Genomic DNA, 21,607 nt, shown 5'->3' on the forward strand with positions numbered 1-21,607 from the left:
GGGGGTGAGCGGGCGGTGAGTCTCTTCGGCCAGGACCGCTCCTTCCTCCACGCCCTCCCCGCGGCTGACCGGAGGTCCCTGCTCGCCGAGGGCGCCCGCCGCGTCTACGAACCCGGGGAGGTGATGATCCGCGAACGCGACACCACCGCCTTCGTCCTCGCGCTGCTCTCCGGCTGGTCCGTCGTCTCCGTGGGCACCGAGCGCGGATCGCGGCTCATCCTGGCCCTCCGGGGCGCAGGCGAGGTCGTCGGGGACCTCGCCGCCGTCGACCGGCGCCCGCGCAGCGCCAGCGTCACCGCCCTCGGCACGGTCGAGGCGGTGGCGATCTCCGGCGACCGGTTCCGGCGCTTCCTGGCCGCCCGGCCGCACGCCACCTCGCTGATCATGCGCCAGCTCGCCACCCGGCTGCGCAGCGCCGACGTCGAGCGCCGGGCACTGGCCTCCGAGACCGTGCTCCAGCGGCTCGCGGCCCGGCTCGTGGAACTGGCCGAGCGCGCCGGACGGCGGGCCGACGCCGGGACCGTACTGGAACTGCCGCTGCCGCAGCACGATCTGGCGGCGGCCATCGGAGCGACCCGGGAGGCGGTGGCCAAGGCGCTGCGGCTGCTCCGGGAGCAGGACGTGGTCCGCACCGCGAACCGCACCGTCGTCGTCATCGACATGCGGGTCCTGGTGCTGCTCGCGGAGGGGCGCGCGCGCCCCGGCGCAGACCCGGCGGACGAATCTCCTCCGGGTGTGTAAACGGCTACATCGCCGGTCGCGGAACGCGGCCAGTCTGGACACGCACCACCACGGCACCAACGGCACCGGGGCAAGGCAGGGAGTCCGAGAGTGAGCAGTGCGGGAGTGAACGGGGAAGTGGGCGGAGAAGTGGTCGGCATCCACCGGTTCGTCGTCTTCGGCGACATCTGCGGCTCCGGGACCCTGGACCTGGCGGAGAAGAAGGTCCAGCGCGCGGCGATGTACGCCGCGTTCGACGACGCGTACAGCTCCGTCGGCGTCGAGCCCGGCACCTTCCACCAGGAGGACCGGGGGGACGGCATCCTCGCCGCCCTGCGCCCGGACGTGCCGCCGACGCTCATGGTCGGCCGGTGGATCGACACCCTGTACGAGAGCCTGCGCGCCCACAACCAGGGGCGGGAGCGGCCGCTGCGGCTGCGGATCGGCATGAACGCCGGGCTAGTGGTCCAGGACCGGCACGGGCTGGTCGGCCGCGCGGTCGATCTCGCCGCCCGGCTCTGCGACAGCCCTCCGGCCAAGCGGATCATGAACGAGTCGCCGGAGATCCACCTCCTGGTCGTCGTCTCCGACTGGCTGTACGGGAACGTCGTCGCCGACGGCGGGCGGTACGTCGAGCCGGACCACTACCGGCCGGCCCGCATCCGGTCCAAGGAGACCGACGGGACCGGCTGGTTCCTCGTACCGCGCAGGCCCGCGCCGCCGCTCATCGGGCCCGACGGGGAGCTGCCGCCCGAGGGGGCGGGGACGCCGGGGGGTGGCCCGGCGGGTACGGGGGAGAGGCCGCCGGCGGTGGGGTCACGGACCGGCGTTGGGCCGTCGCGGGGGGACGGCCCAACGCCCCGGACCGGGGGCGGCAGTCGTACGTACCACGTCGGGGGCGACCTGCTCGACGTCCACGGCAACACCATCCACGGCGGCTTCACCGGCATCCGCAAGGACCCGCCCTCCGGCACCGGCGCCAGAAGCGGGGCGGGGGCCGGCACGGAGGCGGGTGAGTCCGAGTGAGCGACGAGGACGACGCCGGGCAGCACGACGGTCCTCCGGACGGCGGCCAGGGGTACGGGGACCGGTCGGAGGCCCAGGACCGCGGAAGCGACCGCGGAAGCGACCGGGGCGGGGACCGAGGTGGTGACCGGGGCGGCGATCGGGGTGGTGGCCGCGGAGGGGAGCGGGGTGGCGACCGCGGGTCGGACCGGGGCGGCGACCGCGGCGCGGACCGCGCCGGGCGCGGCGACCGGGACGGCGACCGGGCGGGCACGCCCGAGCGGCCCGACGGCGCCGCCGAACAGCCCCGCGAGCCCAGCGTCTTCGCCGCCGCCGACCGGGGACTCCTCGGCGGCGAGGGCGACACCGGCGGGGCGGACACGGCACGCCAGGCCGTCCGCACCTGGGCGGGCGGCGGGGCCGACCGGCTCACCACCATCCACGGCGACGGCACCGTCTTCGAGGGCAACCAGATCTTCGCGCTGTCCGGCTCCGACCGCACCTCGCACTTCGTCCAGGGACCGGTGCCGCCCGAGACGCTCGACCACCTCGGCCGGGTGTACTGCGCGACCGCCGGGTACGGGCGGATGCGGGACCGGCTCACCGACCACCGCGTCCTCGTCCTGTGCGGCGAACCCGGCAGCGGCCGCAAGGCCACCGCGCTCGCCCTCCTCGACGAACTGACCCGCGGCAAGGTCTTCCGCCTCGACCCCCGCCACGGTGTCGACGAGATCACCGAGGACGTCCTCCAGGAGAGCGGCGGCCACCTCCTCGAACTCCTCACCGACGACGTCCGCACGGAGAGCGAACCGCGCACCCTCCGCCCCGGCCCGGGCGAGCACTCCTTCTTCGCGCGCCGGCCCGTCACCCGCCTCTCCGAACTGCATCTGGACCGCTTCGGCGACCTGCTGCGCGGCCGGGACGCGTACGGGGTCGTGCTCGTCGAGAACGGAGAACTCGCCGACCGGCTGCTGCGCGGCCGTTACGGGATGTACTGCGCGCCGCCGCCGGCCGACGAGGTCCTGCGCCGGCACCTCTGGCACCAGCTGCGCAGCGAGTCCGACGAGGCCGTCGGCGACGCCCGGGCGCGCGCCGGACGGCGGGACGTCGTCGACGCCCTCGGCCTCGAGGAGCTGCGGCCCCGCGAGGCCGCCCGGCTCGCCGACCACCTCGCCCGGCACTGGCGCGGCGAGGTCGGCGACGAGGAACTCCTCACCGAATGCGCCTCCTTCGTACGCTCCCAGGCCCGCGAGTGGTTCGCGGGCGCCGACCGGCCGGGCGCGCTCCCCGAGGCGCTCCCGGCGCTGAACGCCGTGGCGTTCCGGATCGCCGTCGCCGTCTTCAACGGCTCCGCCTACAGCCTCGCCGCCGAGGCCGCCGAACTTCTCGCCTGGGAACTCGCCGTCACCCTCGACCCCGAACACCCGCCGGGCCGACGCCTGTTCGGCACCCACGCCGAACACCGGCCGGTGCAGGCCCGCGCCGTCCTGGAGGACGGGGAACTCGACCTCGGTCCGGCCAAGGTGCCCGTGCGGGCCGTTCGCTTCCAGGGCGAGGCCCTCGCCGCGGCCGTCCTCGGCGAGATCTGGCACGGCTACCACAACGTCCGCGGCCCGGTGGCCCGTTGGCTCCGCTCCCTCTGCGACGACCCGCGCCCCGAGGTGTGGGTACGGGCCTCCGTCGCGGCCGGGGTGCTCTGCTCCTGGGACTGGATCCACGGCTTCCGCGAGCTGGTCGTGCCGCTCGCGGCCACCGACGAGCCGGTCGCCCGGATGGCCGCCGCCACCGCGCTCGCCGAGTCCGCGCGCGACCCGCGCGTCCGGCCCGCCGTCGCCGCCGTCCTCAAGGACTGGGCCGGGTCGGGCGAGGACACCCTCGTCAGGACCGCCCTGCTCGCCCACGGCTACGTCCTCGCGGCCGGGAGCGTCACCGGCTCCCTCGACGCCCTCGCCCGCGTCGTCAGGACCCGGGAGGCGACCGACATCGACGTGCTCGTGCCCGCCTCCTTCAGCGTGGCGCGGCTGCTCGCCTCCGGTGAACCCGCCCCGGTGCTCCGGCGGCTCCGCCGGTGGCTCGAGGACGGCCGGCTCAATCTGGCCAATCTGGTCCACCTCGCCGTCATCCGCTCCCTGAGCACCCGGACCACCCACCTCTGGGGACTGCGCGAGGTGCCCGAGCTGGACGGGCACGCGGCCCGCCCGCTGCTCGTCGCGCTGCTCGCGACCCGGCCCGACCTCGCACCGGAACTGGCCGCGCTGCTGCGGGACACGCTCTCCACGGCCCGCTCCGGGGAAGCGGCCCTGGAAGCGTTCGGCGGTCTGCTCCGGCGGGCCGCCAAGGACCCGGAATCGCTCCGTCACGTCTGCGCCTTCCTGCCGCGCCTCGCGGTGGACCGCCGCGACCGCGACCGGCTCAGGGGCCTGCTGAACGAACTGGTCCGGGACCGTGACCGGCCCCTGGACAGAGGCGCGGCGCGCCGGATGTGGAACGCCGTGACGGAAGGAGCGAACCGATGACCGGGCCCGAGCAGCACAGGAACGCACGGCCGGACGAGCGGGCGCGCCAGGACGACAGGGACCGCGAGCGGCGGGAACGGCAGCGGTACGACGGCCAAGGCCGGGGCGGCCGGGACCGCGACGAGCGGGGCCCGGACCCGCGGGAACGGCAGCGGCGGCGGTACGAGGAGCAGAACGGCGGTGGCCGGCACGCCGGCGGCCGTGACGACGACGAGGACCTGGACATGGACCCGGACGAGGAACTGGACCGCGAGCAGGGGCAGGCGCAGGGGCAGCGGGGCGGTCAGGCCCGGGGGCGCGGTCAGGCGCAGGAGCGGGCGCGCGCGGGGGCGCGGGACGTACGGCGGGGCGGGGAGGACGGCGGCTCCGGGACCGGTGCGCGGCCGCGCGGGCCGCTGATCGCCGAGTACGCGCCCCCGTACCGGCGCCGCAGCGGCCGGGTCGCCGCCGTGCTCCTCTACCGCAACGGCGGGCACCGGGTGATCTGGCCGGACCGCACCGAGGACGTCAACAAGCCCATGTTCGGCTCCCCTTACACCGTGTTCGAGGTGCAACTGGGGCGCAACGTCACCGAGTTCAGGCTCCAACTCCCGGCCGCCGGCGACGGTGTCTTCTTCGAGGCCGTCGCCAAGGTCCAGTGGGTGGTCACCGATCCGCACCTCGTCGTCCGGGAACAGGTCGAGGACGTCGCCGAACTGCTGCACGACGAGCTCCTCGACGGGCTCCGCAGGCTCTCCCGAAGGTTCCGCATCACCGAGGCGCAGCGCGCCGACGAGGCCGTCCGCGAGGAACTGAGCGCCGGCCGCCTGAGCTTCGGCCGGGACATCGGGCTGCGCACCCGGGTCCTCGTCTTCATCGACCTCGACGACTCCGTCAAGGCCGAGGTCTCACGCCGGGACCGGGTCCGCGTCACGATGGAGGCCGATGAGCGCGTCGCCGAGGCCGAGCGGCGCAGGGACGCCGCCGACCGGGCCCTGGTCGCCGACCGCGCCCGCGAGATGGAGGCCCTCTTCCGGCGCGGCGACCTCGCCCAGATCGCCCACCACATGGCGATGAACCCCGACAAGCAGTGGGAGATCCGCACCCAGCTCCAGCGGGAGCGGCGCGAGGGCCAGGCGGACTACCTGGCCGTCTTCAACCGGCTCCTGGACACGGGTGTCCTCGAACGGCACGACATCGGCGAGCAGATGTACCAGGTGCTCATGTACCTGCGGACCCAGACCGGCACCGTCCTCGGCGGCATCACCGACCGGGTCCTCAACCCCTCGGGCGAACCCCCGCCCCGGCGCCTCGCCCTGGAGGACGGGCGGCCGGAGCCGGTCCGCCCGGACTGGGACGAGGAGCACGGGGACGCCCCGCCGGACTCCCGCGTCTACGAGCCGACCCGGGTCGAGTCCGGCTCCGAGCGGGAACGGGAGCGGGGCCGGGCCCGCGACGGCGACGAGCGGGACGGGGACCGTGACCGGCGCCGGGCGCGTGACCGGGACCGGCACGACGACCCCTTCGACGACGGTCACGACCGGTACGAGGCGGACGACCCGTACGGCCGGGTCGACGCGTACGAGCGGAACGACCGGTACGACCGGGACGACCCCTACGAGCGCGAGCGGCCCCGCAGGCCCGCCCGTCCGGCCCGGCCCAGCTCCGACTTCGACGACTGGGACGACGCATGACGACACCGGGTCCGGCACCGGACCCCACACCGACACGCCCGCCGGGCTCCACTCCGACGCCTGCGCCGACACCAGCACCGGACCCCACTCCGGTGCACACTCCCGCGCCCGTGCCGATCCCCGTGCCCGGTCCGGCGGCGGCCCCCGTGCCCGGTTCCGTGCCCGCCGCCGCCCCCGCGTCCCTTCCCCCCGAAGAGCTGCGGTTCATGGCCGAGAGTCTGCTCGGGAGCGTCCGGGAGGACATTGGGCGGGCCGACACCAAGGCCGCGATCCTGCTGTCCGGCGCCCTCGCCTTCCTCGCGGTCGTGTTCTCCGGGGAGCACGGGCCCGCGCCCGACGGCCCCGCGCTCGCGCTGCTGCTGCTCGCGGGCGCGCTCTGGACGGCCGGGGTCCTGATGCTCGTCTCGGTCGTCCTGCCCCGGACCCGGATCGGCGCCGACCGCACGCTCCAGCGGGAGCTGCGGGCTGGACCGTCCGCGCCCGCGCTGCGCCGGCGGCTCGCCGCGTCCGGCGGCGACGCCACCGGCTGGCTCCTCGAACAGGCCAGCGTGCACGGACTCGTGCTCGCGGCGAAGTACCGGTGGCTGCGCCTGGGCGTGTCCGCGCTCGCGCTCGGCGCCCTCCTGGCCCTCTTCAGCGAACTGTGGTGAGACAGAACATGCAGTGGACCAACAAGGGGGGCGCCCTGCTCCTCGCCGGGGCGCTCCTCGTGCTCTCCGGCCCGTTCGCGGCGACCACCGCATCGGGCGCCCCCGGCGGCGCGGGCGCCCCGGCCCTTCCCCGTACCCCCGCCGCCCCCGCCGACCCCGGCGACCCCGGCGAGGGGCCCGACCCCGTCGACTTCGCCGTCGTGGTGGACCAGTCGGCGAGCCTCTCGGACAAGGACCTCGCCCGGGAGACCGAGGCCGCGGGGCTGCTCAGCCAGGGCGAGATCTCGGAGCGCTCCCGGGCCGCCGTCATCGGCTTCGGCAGCTCGGAGAAGCCCGGCCAGTCGCCGGTGCGCGAGGTCTGCCCGCTCACCGTCGCCGACGCGGCGGGCCGCGAGCGGCTCAGCGACTGCGTCCAGGAGCTGGGGCGGCGCGACGCGGCCCGGATGGGCCCGGGCACCGACTTCCCGGCGGCCATCCGCCAGGCCGTCAGCCGCCTCACGGCGGACGGCACGGCGGGTGGCACCGGCGCGGCCGGGAAGCCCGCCCCGAAGGTCGTGTTCCTGCTCACCGACGGCAAGCTCGACGTCAAGGACAGCCCCGAGTACGGCACCGACCCGGAGAGCCGCCAGTCCAACGGCGAGAAGCGGCTCACCGAGGAACTCGCCCGCGCCCGGGCGGCCGGCGTGCAGATCTGGCCGCTCGGCTTCGGCAGCGAGATCGACCGCGCCGCCCTCACCGCCATGGCGGAGGGCGGCTACCGGGGTGCCTGCTCCGAGATCCCCGGCTCCGTCCCGCACATGCGGGTGGTCGGCACCTCCGCCGAGATCGACAAGGCGCTCCAGGAGACCTTCGCCGCCGCCCGCTGCGCCCGGATCGAGCACGGGACCGTCGGCAAGCCGCCCGCCGACCTGACCGTCACCATCCCGCCCATCGCCACCGACGGCTCCCTCACGGTCGCCAAGCACGACCCCAAGGTGCAGGTCACCTACTTCGACCCGGCGGGCCGCAAGGTGCCCGTCCGGGGCGAGTTCGACGGTTCGAGCTTCGAGGTGAGCGGACAGAACGGCCCGGTCGAGGCGCTGCGCGTGAAGAACCCGCTGCCCGGCGCGTGGCGGGTGCACATCGAGGCCCCCGAGGGCCACCGGGACCGCGAGGTGGCGGTACGGGCCATCTGGCAGGGCCGGCTCCGCTCCACCGTCGTCCTCGACCCGGCGTCCCCGCGCGCGGGGGAGCAGGTCAAGGTCGAGGTGCGGATGCAGACCCGGCGCGGGGTCGTCATCACCGATCCGCACCAGCTGGCCGGGCTCACGGTCGCGGCCGACCTGAGCGGCGAGGGTTTCTCCCCGGTCAGCTTCCGGCTCGCCGACGACGGCAAGGCCCCCGACGCGCGGGCCGGAGACGTCCGGTTCACCGGCACCCTCACCGTCCCCGCGGGGGCGACCGGCGCCCTGGAGATCGTCACCCGGATGGAGGCTCCCGGGATCACCTCCGACCGGCGGCCGCTGCGCACCCGCAAGGCCGAGGAGGCCCCGCTGGTGACCGCCGCCCTGTCGATCGAGAGCGCCGCCGTGCACCCCGGGGGCACCGTCCACGGCACCCTCGACGTCACCAACAACGACGCGGCGCCGCGCACCCTGCGGCTCGCCCTCGGGGACCAGACCCCCGGTGCCGAGCTCGCCGTCACCCCGGCGACCGTCACGGCCCCGCCGAACGGCAGCACCCGCGTCCCCTTCACCGTCACCCTCGGCAAGGGCACGCCGTACGGCGAACTCGGCGGCCAGGTCACCGTGGTGGATCCGAGTGACGGCGGGCGGGTGCTGCGCGGCGCCTTCCTGAACGTACGGGTGGAGGCGCCGCCGACCTGGTGGGAGCGCTGGTGGAAGGCCGTCGTCGGTGGCGCCGTCGTCGTCCTCCTCGCCGGCGCCTTCGTCGGCGTCCGGCTGGCTGCCCGGCGCCGCCGCCGGGACCTCACCGGCGTCACCCTCGAACTGTGCCAGGACGGCCGGGCGCTGGACTCGCTGACCGTCCGCCGGGGGCAGAGCCCCGGCGGCGCCTTCGCGTTCGTCGTCGACGAGCCCTACGGGGCGCCGCCCACCCTCCGCCGGGTTCCGGGCGGCGGCTCGTCCGCCGCCCACGTGCTGCGCCGCACCGGCGCGGGTGAGCTGCTGCTGCGGCCTCGGGGCGGCGCGCAGGTCCCCGTGCGCACCGGCGAGCCCGCCGGGCTCGGTGACCACGAACTCGTCGTACGGGGCGGCCGGCCGGCCCCGGTCCGTGGCCGCGCCACCAGCCCCTGGGACCGCAGGCCCCGCAGGACCCGTCGCACCGGCGGCCCGGGCGGGAGGGGCGGCGGCGGAGGCGGTACGCGCCCGGAGCCGGGTTCCGGCCTCGGCCCGGACGCCGGGTACGGGGCGGACGCGGGATACGGCTCCGACGCGGGCTTCCGTTCCGACGCGGGATTCGGCCACGACGCCGGGTTCGGGTCCGGCTCGGGGGCGGGCTCCGGATTCGGTTCCGCGAGCGGGTCCGGCGGAGCCTCCGCAGCCGGCGGCCAGGACGCCGCCCCCGGCGCGACCGACTACGACGGCAACTTCTGAACGGGCCATCGAGGAGAACGACATGAAGATCTACCAGCCCATGCTCTTCGTCGGCCTCGGCGGCACCGGCGGACGCATCGGCAGCGAACTCGAGCGCAGCCTGCGCCGGGAGCTGTGCGGCCCCGACGGCACCGACCTGGTCGACGGCGGCCGCCGGCTGCCGTTCCAGCTGCCCGACTGCCTCCAGTTCGTCTACGCCGACTTCAGCGAGGGCGAGCTGATCAACCAACCGCAGTTCAAGGCCAAGGGCGCCGAGGGAGCCGCCTTCGCACGGACCTCCCGGATGGTCCGCGACCTGCTGCCGACGGACTTCGACTCCTCGCCCGAGGTGACCCGGATGCTGCGCGTCTCCGTCCCCGAGGAGACCCGGCTGTGGCTGCCGCCCCAGGCCCGCCAGCCCCGCGTCGCCCCGCTCAACAACGGCGCGGGACAACTGCCGACCGTCGGCCGGGCCGCGCTCTTCGCCACCCTCCGCTCCGGGCTCGAACCCGTCCTGCGCCAGCTCCGGGAGGCCATCGGCTCCATCGGCCAGGCGGCGGGCGACCTCCGGCGGGTGGGCGGCGGACGCATCCGGGGCTGCGACGTGTTCGTCGCGTTCTCCGTCGCGGGCGGCACCGGCGCCGGAATCTTCTACGACTTCATCCACCTCATCGGGCACGAGTTCCGCAACGCCCGGGTGCCCGGAGTGAAGATCTACCCGCTCGTCGTCATGCCCTCCGCCTTCCCCCTGGAGGCCGGCGGCGGACGCGAGGCCGAACTCAACGCCGCCCGGGCCCTCGTGGACCTCTCGCGGCTGGTCGACGACCAGAACGTGCCCGACGCGCTCGACCAGGTCGGCGACGTCGAGGACCGTGGCCGGCTCAGCGTCACCTACCCCGTGGACGGCGAGGTGGCGCTGCGGCCCGCCACCATGCAGACCGCCTTCCTCTTCTCCAAGCCCTCCGTCATCGGCAGCGAGGACCTGCGCCGCTCCATCGCCGCCATGGTGATGTCGCTGATCGGCACCGACCTCGGGGACGACACCGGCTCGGCGACCCGGGCCGACGAGGACTACCAGTCCTTCGCCGCCAGCTTCATCAACAAGAGCGTGGAGCGCTCCACTCCGGCCCGCAGCGGGATCGGCTACCGGGGCATGTCCACCAGCCTCGCCGCCTCCCTCACCGTGCCCGTCGACGACCTCGCCGAGATCGTCGCCGCCCGCCTCCTCGCCCAGGCGGTGCGCGGGATGACCGAGCGCGCCCGGCGCCCCGACCGGGAGGGGCAGGCGCACGTCCGGGACCTGTTCACCCGCTCCGGTGTCGGCCGCCTCTGGAGCCGCGACGCACCCGACGTCCCCGCGCCCGAGCAACTCCCGCGCGGAAAGGGGAAGATCACCCAGGAGCTGCGCAACCGGCTCGGCGACATGGAGGAGGCGCTGCGCCGCCTCGACGCGAGCCTCGCCCGCGAGATCCCGCGTCTCACCGAGGACTTCAGGCCCAGCGCCGGAGTCCGCGAACTCCTCGGCTCCATGGACCCGTTCCAGGTGGAGGTCATCCTGGCCGGACTGCCCGGCCACCCCGACCGGGTGGCCAGGGAAGGGTTCACCGGCATGCTCGACAACCGGCGCAACGAACCCGAACGCCCCCCGAACGTCCAGACCTCCGCGCCCCCCATCCCCCCGATCAAGGGCAGCGTCGGCGGAGTCGTACCGGCCCGGTGGAGCGACCCCGACGTCCAGGACGCCCTCGCCGCCCAGCTCGCCTGGTACCAGTGGCGGGCCCGGACGCTCTGGCACCGCGGCTGGCAGGCCGGGGAGGCCCAGTGGCGGCCCTCCCTGAACCGCATCTCCGTGGAGGTCGCCGAGTTCGCCAAGGCGCTCCGCGCCCATGAGCACGACGAGGCGAAGGCCTTCGCCGAGCGCCGCCGCGACCTCTACCGCGACGACCGCGCGGGCATCGCCTACCTGCTGCCCCCGCAGAACACCCTGCGCGCCTTCTACGACGACGTCGTCGACCGGCTCGCGCAGAGCCTGGGCCTGCCCGAGTCCGCCGACGCGGCGACCCTCCTCGGCCGGCTCGTCGGCCCCGACGACTGGCGGCGCGCCCTGGACGCGGTCCGCCGCTCCTCCGGGGCGGCCGTGAAGGAGATCAAGCAGGTCGTCGAGCGGCGGGTCAAGCGGCTGTTCGGAGAGGCCAACGAGGACGCCTTCGCCCGCCCGCTGCTGCCCTCCATGGAGCTGCTGCTGCGGGCCGCCTCGGGCGACGAGACCGCCGAGGCGAAGGTCGACCCGCGCTGGCTCGACCAGTTCCGCTCCCGGCTCGCCGGACTGATCCCGGTCGGCTTCGTGCCCGACGGCAGCGGCCCGCTCAAGATCCTCATCGTGCACCCGGCGAGCGAGTCCGACGGCCGGGCCCGCGACTACCTGGAACAGGCCCTCAACCTGCCCGGCCGGGTGACCCCGGAGAGCCGGGCGGGCGATACCGACTCCATCACCGTCGTCTTCTTCCGCAGCGGGATGAACCTCACCGACATCTCCGAGGTCCGCAGCGTCCTCAGCCTCTGGTCCGAGGCCCGCGACTCGGCCGGCGAGGACGACTTCCTGCACTGGCGCCAGCGGCTCGGCTACCAGGACGACTGGCTGGTCTCCACCGAGCACGACCGGCAGCGCATCCTGCACCGGCTGCTCTGCGCCATGTGGAACGGGCACATCGACGCCGAGGGCCCGGCGGGCTCCCCGCACCGGGTCCGCATCCGGCTCCAGGACGGCGAGTCCGCGACCATGTCGCTGCGCCTGGAGGACTTCGACGGTTCGCTGTCCAGCTGGGCGGGGCTGCTGCGCGCGTACGAGCGCTGGGCGCTGCTCGACGAGGGGCAGATCATCGAGCAGTTCTGCGAGCGGCTGATGCAGGCCCTGCCGAAGGGCCTCGCGCAGGTGCCGGTGGCGCCCGCGCCGCTCTTCACCCACTTCGTGGAGAACGTGGCCCCGCGCCAGCTCGTACTGATCGACGAACTCATGGCCGACTACGGTGAGTTCGGCGACTCCGACGGTGAATGGCTGGCCCCGCTGCGGCACTTCTGGGAGGTCACCTTCCCCGGCGCCCTCGACATGCGCTTCCCCCGGTCGGCCCGCCCGACCCGGTCCAGCCTCCGGACCCTGTACGAACGCCACGCCCCGCACCGCGGCGGCCGGCCGCCGGCCGACCGGCCCGTCCCCGCCCCCCGGGTCCACGGGAACGGCTCGGGACCCGACCCCCGTACCGCGTACGGCAGGGGCGACGCCGAGCCCGGCGGGAGCCGCGCGTACGGGCCCGAGCCAGGTGGCGGCCGGGAGCGCCCCGCCCCCAGGGTCGGCCCCCGCCACGAGCGGGTGCCCGAGGCGGCACCGCCGCCGCGGTCCTCCCCGTACGAGGGCGACTGGGAGCTGGACCCGGAGCCGGACTTCGGACCCGACGAGGACGCCGACTTCGACGCCGCCTTCGGGCCTGAGTACGGCCCCGACGCCGACGACGGCTTCGGACCCGGGTACGGCACGGGCGGTGACGCCGGGCGCGGGTACGGCCCGGACGCCGACGACGGTTTCGGGACCGGTCGCGGGTACCGTCGCGGCCGGGCCGGGGAGGCGGAGTGAGCGTCCGAGTCCTCCCCGAACGGCCGCTCCCCGGCCACGCCGTCTGCCTGGACCTGCGGACGGCGGGGACGTACGACCCCGACGCCGTCGTCCGCGCCGCCCTCGACGCCCCGCAGCCCGGCGGCGAGCGCCGCTTCCTCGTCCTCGACGAGGCCGACCGGCTCGTCGCCCACCAGCTGCTCCACGAGCGGCTCTCCTCCTACGGCCCCGCCCACATCGTCTGCCTCGCCGTCGGCGCCCGGGGCGAGCGGACCCTGAGCCGCACCCTCACCCTGCGGCCGCCCGCCGCCGGGGTCCTGTGGGTGTTCGACACGGCCGAGGACGGCGTCCCGAGCGAGGCCGTGCTGCGCCCGCTCGTCGACGTCCTGTCCACGCCCGAGGTCTTCGACGCCGTCCTGCGGGCGCTGGGCGAGGTGGTGCACGGCGTCGCCGTGCCCGCCGTCCGCGTCCTGGAGCACGACCTCACCGACGAGGCGCGGGCGCGGGCCTGGCGGCAGGCCGTGGAGGGGCTCACCGGCCCGGACGTGCCGGCCGGGACCGCCTCCGCCGAGCAGGTGCCCGCCGCGCTCGCGCTGCTGCTCGACGAGGGCGTGCCGCGGTCCCTCGCCGACCACCGCTGGCTGCCCCCGCAGGGCCGGGCGGGCCTGCGGCTCGCCGGCTGCGACGAGGCCGTCGGGGACGCCGTCGACGGCTACCACCGGGTGCGGGGCGCGGCCGGACTCCTCACCGGGGTCGGCGCCACCGTCGACCTGCCCGGGGACATCGAGCGGGTGGCGCGCGAGCTCGACCGGTTGCGTGCCACCGTCGCGGACGCCTTCGCCGCCGCGGGCGGCAGCCGGCTCACCGCGGAACACCGGGGCGTCCTGCGCGAGCGGGGCATCGAACTGCCCGAGATGCCACGGGAGATCTCGCGGGCCGGGATCGTCCCCGCGCTGCGCGACCACACCCACGAACTGATCGGCAAGGGCCTGCCGCTGCGCTCGGTCGCGGCCCGGCTCGCCGCGCTGTCGGCGCGCACCGCGCCCGTGGGCAGCGCCGCCCGGCTCGCCCGGCTCGACGCGATCTGCGGGCCGGAGCGGCTGCGCCGGCTCGGCGGCCGGTACCCGTTCACGGCCGGCGGGTCGCGCCCGGTCGCCTTCGCCGTCACCGGGCTCCTCGCGCTGCTCGCCGGGGTCTGGCCGGTCCTCGGCTGGGTCCTCGGGCCGGCGGTCGGCGTGCTGGCCGCGGGCCTCGCCCACCTCATGCTGCGGCGCAGGCCCAACCGCTCGCCCGACGGACGGATCGACGGCGGTGGTGCCACCGGAGCCGCGCCCCGGCTCTTCGGAGGTCTCCTCGGCGGCCTCGCCGGGGCGGGCCTGGGGCAGTTCCTCGGACTGCCGCCCTGGGCGGGGGCCGTGGCGCTGGCTGTCTCCCTGACGGCCGTGGTGCTCCTCGCGCTCCGCGACTGGAGCCGTGCCGTGGACGACTGGTGGGCGCGGGCCGACCCGGAGGAGGCCTGGCGCATCCTGCGCGAGGTCCGGCACCTGGTGGTCACGACCGCGGTGCACGACTGGCTCTTCGCCGAGGTCCGGCACCACTGCTCGGCGGGTGCGGGGGCGGTGGCCCGGTTGCTGCGCGGTCTCGCGGACACGGCGGACGCGCACGGGCGCACGTACCCGGACGGACGGGCCTCCGCGCACGATCCGTCGTCGTACGCGTCGGACGCCGCGGACCCGTCGTACCCGTCGTACCCGTCGTCGTACCCGGCGGAGGGGGCCGGGTACGAGCCGTCCGGCGGGGGCGCCCGCAAGGCGGCCCGCGTCGACGCGGGTCCGCCTCCGTCGTCCGACGGCGGTACGGCGTCCTGGAGTTGGGAGGACTGGGGGGACGGCGCGGAGGACGACGTCTGGTCCGACATGGACGAGGAACCCGCGGCGCCGGTACGGCCCTCGGCCGACTTCCCCCACCCGTCGGACCCCGCCGGCCCGGCCGACGACCCGGCCGGTGCCGGCCCGTGGCGGCCAGGGGCCGTGTCCCCGCCCCCGTCCGGCCGGGCGTCCGGTCCCGCGCCCGCCTGGCTGGAGCGGCGGTACGGGGACGGCGGCCCGCTGCTCGTCGACACGCTCGTCGGCGACCTGGTCTCCGGCACCCTGCTGATCCTCGACCGCTGCTGGGCGGGGGTCGAGCGCGATCCCGGCGCCGTGGTGCCCGCCGTGCACGAGCGGCGGATCACGGAGCTCCTCGACGACACCCGGCTCCGTCTGGAGCGCGACGTGGCCGCCTCGCCTCCGCCCCGCCAGGAGGGCCTGCGGGACCCGGACGCGCTCGCCGGACTCGCCGCCTTCACCGACCGTTCCGACCGGCCCGACGCCGCCCGGCTCACCGGGGTCGCGCCGGACGCCGTGGCGCGGCTGCTGCTCGCCGAGGACGACCCCGGCCGTACGGTCGCGCTCTGCGGCCCGGAGCACCTGCGGCTGCTCTCCCACGACCCGCTCGCGGCCCGGCAGGTCCGCTTCGTCCCCGAGGCGATGCGCCGCGGGGCCGCCGGGGACGACGTCTGGCGGGGCACCGCCGAGGACGTCGTGTGGACCGGCGCGGGACGCCACGCCGGAATCCTCCGACTCGTACCGCTCCGCGCGGACGTCGTGCACACCGTCCGCGCCGAGGAGGCGGGAGAACCGTGACCGACCCGAACCACCCGAACCACCCGAACCGAACGAACCATCCGAACCGAACGAACCATCCGAACCAGCCGCCCGGCTCGGACCAGCGCCACCGCCCGAACCAGCCACACCGCTCGAACCAGCCGGGCCAGGAGGACCCGGAGGACCGCTGGGAGGACTCCGACGGCCCGGCCGACACCCCGCGCCCGGCCGACGCCCGCCCGAGCGACGCCTACCGGCCGAGCGACGCCCGGAGACCGGACGACGCCCGGCGCTCCGGCGACGCCCGGCGGTCCGACGGTTCCGACGCCCGGAGCCGTCCGGCCGACTCCCAGCAGCCGATCGGACCGGACCACCCGGACCACCTCAGTACGCCCCACCCACCGCCCCACCCCTACTACCAGGAGCTGGAGTTCCTCACCCCGCAGGAGGCGCAGTCCCGCTTCGTCGTGCGGTACGGGGAGGACCACCGGCCCCCCGGCCGGCCCGGCGTCCTGGCACGCCGTGCGCTCCTCGGGGCGGGGGCGGTGCCGGTCGTGCAGTACCGGCTGACCGCGTCCGCGCAGGGCGACCCCCAGGCGTACGGCCTGCTGGAGCGCGAGGTCGCGGCGGCCGTCGCGCTGGAACGGCGGTACGGCGGCGCGAAGTTCGGCGCCGTGCTCAGCCGGATCGTCGGCTTCGACCTGACCGCGGGCGAGCCGTTCGTCCTCTACCGGCCCCCGACCGGCCGCCCGCTGGCCGACTGGGCGGGGCGCCTGGGCGCCGAGGACCAGGAGCGGATCATCGGCCAACTCGCCATGGCCGTACGCCTGATGGCCGACCTCGACCTGGTCCACCGGATGATCACACCCGAGACCGTACGGTGGGACGGCGCCCGGGTGCGGCTCTGCGAGCCGTACGCGGCGGTGCGGGCCGGCGAGCGGCGCGAGCCCTTCGGCGCCGCTCCCTGGGCCTCGCCCGAGCAGCGCGCCGGGCAGGGCGGCGCCGACCCGCGCGACGACCTGTGGTCCGTCGCCGAGATCGCGTACTACCTGCTCTCCGGCCGCCCCGACCGGGGTGAGGGACGCCCGGCCGACCTGGCCGACTACCGGCGCCTCGCCGCCCTCGAACACAGCGGGCTCTTCTCCCCGCGCGCGACGGAACGCCCGCACCCCGCCGAGCTGTTGAGACTCCTCCACGTGCCCGATCCGCTCGCCGTCGGGGCCGGCCCGGCCGATCCGCTCGACCGGTGGCGGGCCGAGTACGACACGCAGATCGCCCGGAAGCGCGCCCTGTCCGGGCCGGTCCGCACGGCCCCCGGACCGGCCGGGCCCGTCCCGGAGCCCCTCCGGGACACCCGGGCCCCGCGCACCCTGCTCGGACGCATCTTCGGCGGCGGCGACGAGGCGGCCCGCCCGCCCGTCCGGCCCACCGTGCCGGGGCCCCTGCCCGAACCCGTACCGCCGCCGCCGCGGAGCCGGATGTGCCCGCACTGCCTGCTGCCCGTCGAGTACGACGAACGGCTGCTCGTCACCATCGACGCCAAGGGCAACCGCGTCCCGCTCGACCTCACCGCCGAACGCCGGCCCGGCCACCTGGCCGACGCCCGGCGCAAGGCCTACCACCTGTGCCCGCACACCCGGGACGGCGACGAGGGGCACGAACTCCCGGTGCCCTACCTCGTCAACGGCGAACCGCTCTCCATCGCCCTCGTCGGCAGCTCCTCCGTCGGCAAGACCCACCTCCTCGCCGCCATGCTCGGCGAGGTCGAGCTCGGCGGCCTGGAACCGTACGGGCTGAAGTGCCTGCCGCTGAACCCCGAGGCGCACCGCACCTACCTGCGCGAACGCGTGCAGAGCCTCCAGCAGGGGCGGCAGCTCGGCCGTACCGGACAGCAGACCTTCGCGCGGTTCGCCGACGGCCTGCTCGTCTCGGCGGGCGGCGCCGTCCCCCGGCCGGTCGTCTTCTTCGACCTCGCCGGCGAGGACCTCGCCCAGGACAGCGAGGTCGGCCGCTTCCTCATGGGCGTCGACGCCTTCGTCTTCGTCCTCGACCCGCTGCGGTCGCTGCGGCTGCCCTCCCTCGACCCGGTACGGGAACAGAGCGGGCTGCGGCGGCGCGACCTCGGCGACGAGGCCTTCGCCACGGTGCTCAACCGCATCCCCCGGCAGAGCGGCGGACTCGTCGCCGCGCCGGCCGCGCTCGCCGTCAACAAGAGCGACCTGGTGCGCTTCGAACCCGTCGTCGACCGCTGGCTCGGCCGGGCCCTGCCCGGCCGCCACGACCCGGCCGCCGTGTACGCCGAGAGCCGGGACGCGTACGCCTTTCTCGCCCACCGGGCGAGCGCCGCCTGGCTCAAGCCCTTCGACGACTGCGCGGACTGCACGCTGCACTTCGTCGCCGCGACCGGCGGGCAGGCGCGGGGCGACCGATTTCCGCACGGGGCCCGGCCACGCCGGGTCCTCGCACCACTGCTGTCGATCTTCGCCATGTGCGGGCTGCTGCCCGGCGCGGAACCCGTGGGACCCAGGGAAGGGATCGTCCGATGACACGGTCGGAGAACGAAGTCGACCAGATCGTCTTCCGCTGGGACAGCGAGAACCTCTCCGGCAGCACCGGCTTCGGACCGGTGGCCTGGTCCGGGGCCCGCGACGAGGCCGAGAACCTCTTCCGGACCTCGGGGCCCCTCCTGCGCGCCAGCGGCGACGAGACCAGGCCCGCGCTGATCCGGCTCCAGCGCCGCGCCGAGGTGATGCTGATCCGGCGGCTCCCCTTCAGCGACGCGGGCGGCCGGGCCTCCGTGCTCTGCCACGCGCTCGTCGGATCGCCCGAGCTCCTCGAACCCGCGACCTGCCTCGGCCTGCGCGGCTGGGACTGGGAGGGCGCCGACATCGACGCCGGGCGGGTCCGGGGGCGCCTCCCGGTGATCCGGGAGGACGTCCTCGTCCCGGCCACCGGACGTGGGCAGGGGGACCTCGACAGCGCCCTGGACGATGTGGTCGAGGAACTCACCGGAATGGTCGCGGAGTTGCTGCGGCACCCGGAGGAGCGCTTCACCGTCCTGGACGAACGGGGCGACACCGCCTGCCCCGTGCTCTGGGGACTGCACTCCATGTTCGGTTCGCTCACCGACCGCCGGTGGACCTTCGCCACCCACGACACCGTCGAACTCCCCGCCCTCCGCTTCGTGTTCGTCGGCCGCTGGTCGGGCGCGGCGAGCCGCAACACCGATCGCCGCCGGGTCGACCCGCGCGAGCGCCTCGGCGACCGCGCGGAGGACGTCGCGACCCGCCTCGTCCACCGCCACCTGCGGGGGATCGCGGAGGGGGAGGGCGGCGAGTACGCGGTCGGCAGCGCCCTGCACGCCGCCGCGTCCGTCCGCGGCGCCCGGCTCCTGGATACGGCCGCGCGGGCCCTGGACACCCTCGACCGCCGCACCCCGGGACAGGACCGCCGGCCGGGTCCCTTCCAGGAGACCGCGGGCCCGGCCGCACCGGAGGCGCCGCGGAGCCAGGGGCGGAAATGGGGCTGGCCTCTGGGGGGCGGCCGTGGCACCGAGGACGCCCAGCCGGGGACGGGCGACGCCCCGGCTCCCCGCGCGGGAGCGCGGGACGTGCTGCCCGGGGCGCACGAGGGAGTCCCGGGAGCAGGAGGCCGGGAGCTCCGGGGCGACGAACGGCCCGGTCCGTACGACTTCCCGGAACTGTGGTTCCGGCCGGACCCGCCGGCCTCCCCTGGCCCCCAGGACCGCCTGCCGGCGGCACGGACACCGGACCCGGGCTCGGGTCCGAGCCCCCACGCGAGCCCCACCCCGACCCCGACCCCGACCCCGACCCCGACCCCGAGCCCCAACGCGAACCCGACCCCGAGCCCGACCCCACCCCCGGCTCCTGCGGCGACGACGGAGCACCGGCCCGCCCCGCCCCACCACCTGCCCGCACAGGACCCCGGCCCCGGCCCCGGCCCGTACGGCGGACAGGACGGGCCGGACGCCCGGCCCGACCCCCTCACCAAGCACCCCGCCCAGAAACCGGGCGCCGACCCGTACCCCCGGCCCGTGTTGCCCTTCGTCGCGCCCGTGTGGACCGGGCCCGCGGCGGCGGGAAAGGGCAACTGGGCGCGGCTGCCCGGCCGGGGCCGCGAGCGGGAGGCCGAGACGGGCCTCGTGCACAAGCTGCCGGCCGCCCGCACGGTGGAGGAGGCCCGGGAGCTCATCGAGCGCGGCGGCGACCGCGAGCTGCTCAACTCGCTGCGCCGCCCGCAGGCGTACATCGTGCTCACCCTCCTCCTCGCGGAGACCGCCCGCCGCCTGCCGTCCTGGGAGCACCCGCTGCGCCGGGAGCTGTGCGAGGTGGCCATCGGCCGGGAGTTCTGGGCCGTGGCGCCGCCGGGCGCCGCCGCCGACCCCTCCGACCCGCCGGAGGAGCAGCGCGCGGCCAACGCCGCCGAGCTGCACCGCTGGGCGGTCCGCCCGCTCCTCGGCGCCGGCGACGCCCCGGTCGGCACGGTCGCCGAGCTGCTCTCCCGGCTGCGGACGAGCCCGGTGCCGTCCGCCCGGGAGACCTTCTGGCTGATCGTCGACGGCGAGCGCCCCGGCCTGCCGGAGGCGGTCTGGCTCAGCCTCCTCAAGGAGGCGTACGGCATGCCCCGCTCGGCACCCCGCCCCGGCGGGCCGTCCGTGGGGCCCGCCGCAGGACCGGGCGATCCGGGCAACGGCTACACCCGTCGTTTCCTGCGCCGCGCCGGGCTGCTGATCGGCGGTCTGGTGGCGGCGATTCTCCTCGTCGCCGTCTGGGGGCGGTTCAGCTGACGGAGACCCCCGGCCCCGCCCGTCCGACGCGCCCCGCCCCGGCCTGCCCCGAAACGCGGGCCGGGGCGGCGCCGCTCCGTCAGGATGGGCGTATGGGATTCCACGTCGACTCCGAGACCGGGCGGCTGCGCCGCGTCATCCTGCACCGGCCGGATCTGGAGCTGAAGCGGCTGACCCCGACCAACAAGGACGCCCTGCTCTTCGACGACGTGCTGTGGGTGCGCCGCGCCCGCCAGGAGCACGACGGCTTCGCGGACGTGCTGCGGGACCGGGGTGTGGAGGTGCACCTCTTCGGTGACCTGCTGAGCGAGGCCCTCGAGGTGCCGGCCGCCCGCGCCCTGGTGCTCGACCGGGTCTTCGACGAGAAGGAGTACGGGCCGCTGGCCGCCGACCACCTGCGGGCGGCGTTCGACTCGCTCGACGCCGTCGCGCTGACGGAGGCGCTCGTCGGCGGGATGACGAAGCGGGAGTTCCTGGCGGCGCACCGGGAGCCCACCTCGGTCCGGTTCCACGTCATGGACCTGGACGACTTCCTCCTCGGCCCGCTGCCGAACCACCTGTTCACCCGGGACACCTCGGCCTGGATCTACGACGGCGTCTCGATCAACGCGATGCGGTGGCCGGCCCGGCAGCGCGAGACCGTCCACTTCGAGGCGATCTACAAGCACCATCCGCTCTTCACCGGCGCCGAGGCGGGCCCGTTCCACCACTGGTCGGAGGGGCAGGCCGACTATCCGTCGACGATCGAGGGCGGGGACGTCCTGGTCATCGGCAACGGCGCCGTGCTCATCGGGATGAGTGAGCGGACGACGCCGCAGGCGGTGGAGATGCTGGCCCGGGGGATGTTCGCGGCGGGGTCGGCGCGCACCATCGTCGCGCTCGACATGCCGAAGCGGCGCGCGTTCATGCACCTGGACACCGTCATGACGATGGTGGACCAGGACGTCTTCACCCAGTACGCGGGGCTCGGGATGCTCCGCTCGTACACGATCGAGCCGGGCGACGAGGGGCAGCCGCTGCGGGTGACGGACCATCCGCCGGAGCAGATGCACAGCGCGATCGCCGCAGCGCTCGGCCTCCGGGACATCCGGGTCCTGACGGCGACGCAGGACGTGCACGCGGCCGAGCGCGAGCAGTGGGACGACGGGTGCAACGTGCTCGCCGTGGAGCCGGGGGTGGTCGTGGCGTACGAGCGGAACGTCACCACGAACACGCATCTGCGGAAGCAGGGCATCGAGGTGATCGAGATCCCGGGCAGCGAGCTGGGCCGGGGGAGGGGCGGGCCGCGCTGTATGAGCTGCCCGGTGGAGCGCGACGCCTCCTGAGGCCGAGCGGGGCCGAGCGAGGCCGGGCGGGGCCGGCGAGGCAGGGACGCGAAGGGGGGCTGTATATAAATGTTGAAGTGCGTATA

At 75.9% G+C, this 21,607-nt stretch carries 11 protein-coding genes; all 11 read left to right on the top strand.

Features of this window, described 5'->3' with window-relative positions; all coding sequences use genetic code 11:
• Positions 1–15 precede the first annotated feature (15 nt).
• The 11 genes from DEJ43_RS29035 to DEJ43_RS29085 all read left to right on the top strand — a co-directional run bounded on the left by DEJ43_RS29035 (position 16) and on the right by DEJ43_RS29085 (position 21,521).
• A complete protein-coding gene (locus DEJ43_RS29035; RefSeq protein WP_015036966.1) occupies positions 16–741 on the top strand; it encodes a Crp/Fnr family transcriptional regulator in 726 nt (241 codons plus the stop codon).
• 90 nt (positions 742–831) lie between these two features.
• Positions 832–1,746: a nucleotidyl cyclase domain-containing protein gene (locus DEJ43_RS29040; protein ID WP_181399508.1), complete on the top strand. Its 915-nt coding sequence runs from the start codon at positions 832–834 to the stop codon at positions 1,744–1,746.
• The gene (locus tag DEJ43_RS29045; RefSeq protein ID WP_015036968.1) at positions 1,743–4,241 is read left to right on the top strand and encodes a hypothetical protein; all 2,499 of its coding nucleotides are present in this window, start codon (positions 1,743–1,745) and stop codon (positions 4,239–4,241) included. Before DEJ43_RS29040 ends, DEJ43_RS29045 begins: the two co-directional genes overlap by 4 nt.
• Entirely contained in the window at positions 4,238–5,914 is a 1,677-nt protein-coding gene (locus DEJ43_RS29050) for a hypothetical protein (protein ID WP_015036969.1), read from the top strand. The genes DEJ43_RS29045 and DEJ43_RS29050 overlap by 4 nt, the downstream gene beginning before the upstream one ends.
• Positions 5,915–6,024: 110 nt before the next feature.
• Positions 6,025–6,564, top strand: a complete 540-nt coding sequence (locus DEJ43_RS29055) for a Pycsar system effector family protein (protein ID WP_261340883.1) — start codon at positions 6,025–6,027, stop codon at positions 6,562–6,564.
• Positions 6,565–6,572: 8 nt separating this feature from the next.
• On the top strand, positions 6,573–9,158 hold the full coding sequence (locus DEJ43_RS29060) for a vWA domain-containing protein (RefSeq protein ID WP_167537143.1): 2,586 nt from the start codon (positions 6,573–6,575) through the stop codon (positions 9,156–9,158).
• Positions 9,159–9,180: 22 nt separating this feature from the next.
• Positions 9,181–12,765: a tubulin-like doman-containing protein gene (locus DEJ43_RS29065; RefSeq protein ID WP_015036972.1), complete on the top strand. Its 3,585-nt coding sequence runs from the start codon at positions 9,181–9,183 to the stop codon at positions 12,763–12,765.
• Positions 12,762–15,428 (top strand): hypothetical protein, encoded by a 2,667-nt coding sequence (locus DEJ43_RS29070; RefSeq protein ID WP_015036973.1) that lies wholly within the window; start codon positions 12,762–12,764, stop codon positions 15,426–15,428. Before DEJ43_RS29065 ends, DEJ43_RS29070 begins: the two co-directional genes overlap by 4 nt.
• A complete protein-coding gene (locus tag DEJ43_RS29075) occupies positions 15,425–17,935 on the top strand; it encodes a hypothetical protein (RefSeq protein ID WP_071891567.1) in 2,511 nt (836 codons plus the stop codon). The genes DEJ43_RS29070 and DEJ43_RS29075 overlap by 4 nt, the downstream gene beginning before the upstream one ends.
• On the top strand, positions 17,932–20,196 hold the full coding sequence (locus DEJ43_RS37865; RefSeq protein ID WP_015036976.1) for a hypothetical protein: 2,265 nt from the start codon (positions 17,932–17,934) through the stop codon (positions 20,194–20,196). Before DEJ43_RS29075 ends, DEJ43_RS37865 begins: the two co-directional genes overlap by 4 nt.
• A gap of 92 nt (positions 20,197–20,288) precedes the next feature.
• A complete protein-coding gene (locus DEJ43_RS29085; RefSeq protein ID WP_015036977.1) occupies positions 20,289–21,521 on the top strand; it encodes an arginine deiminase in 1,233 nt (410 codons plus the stop codon).
• Positions 21,522–21,607: the final 86 nt, after the last annotated feature.

Source organism: Streptomyces venezuelae ATCC 10712 (genome assembly GCF_008639165.1).
Lineage (GTDB): Bacteria > Actinomycetota > Actinomycetes > Streptomycetales > Streptomycetaceae > Streptomyces > Streptomyces venezuelae.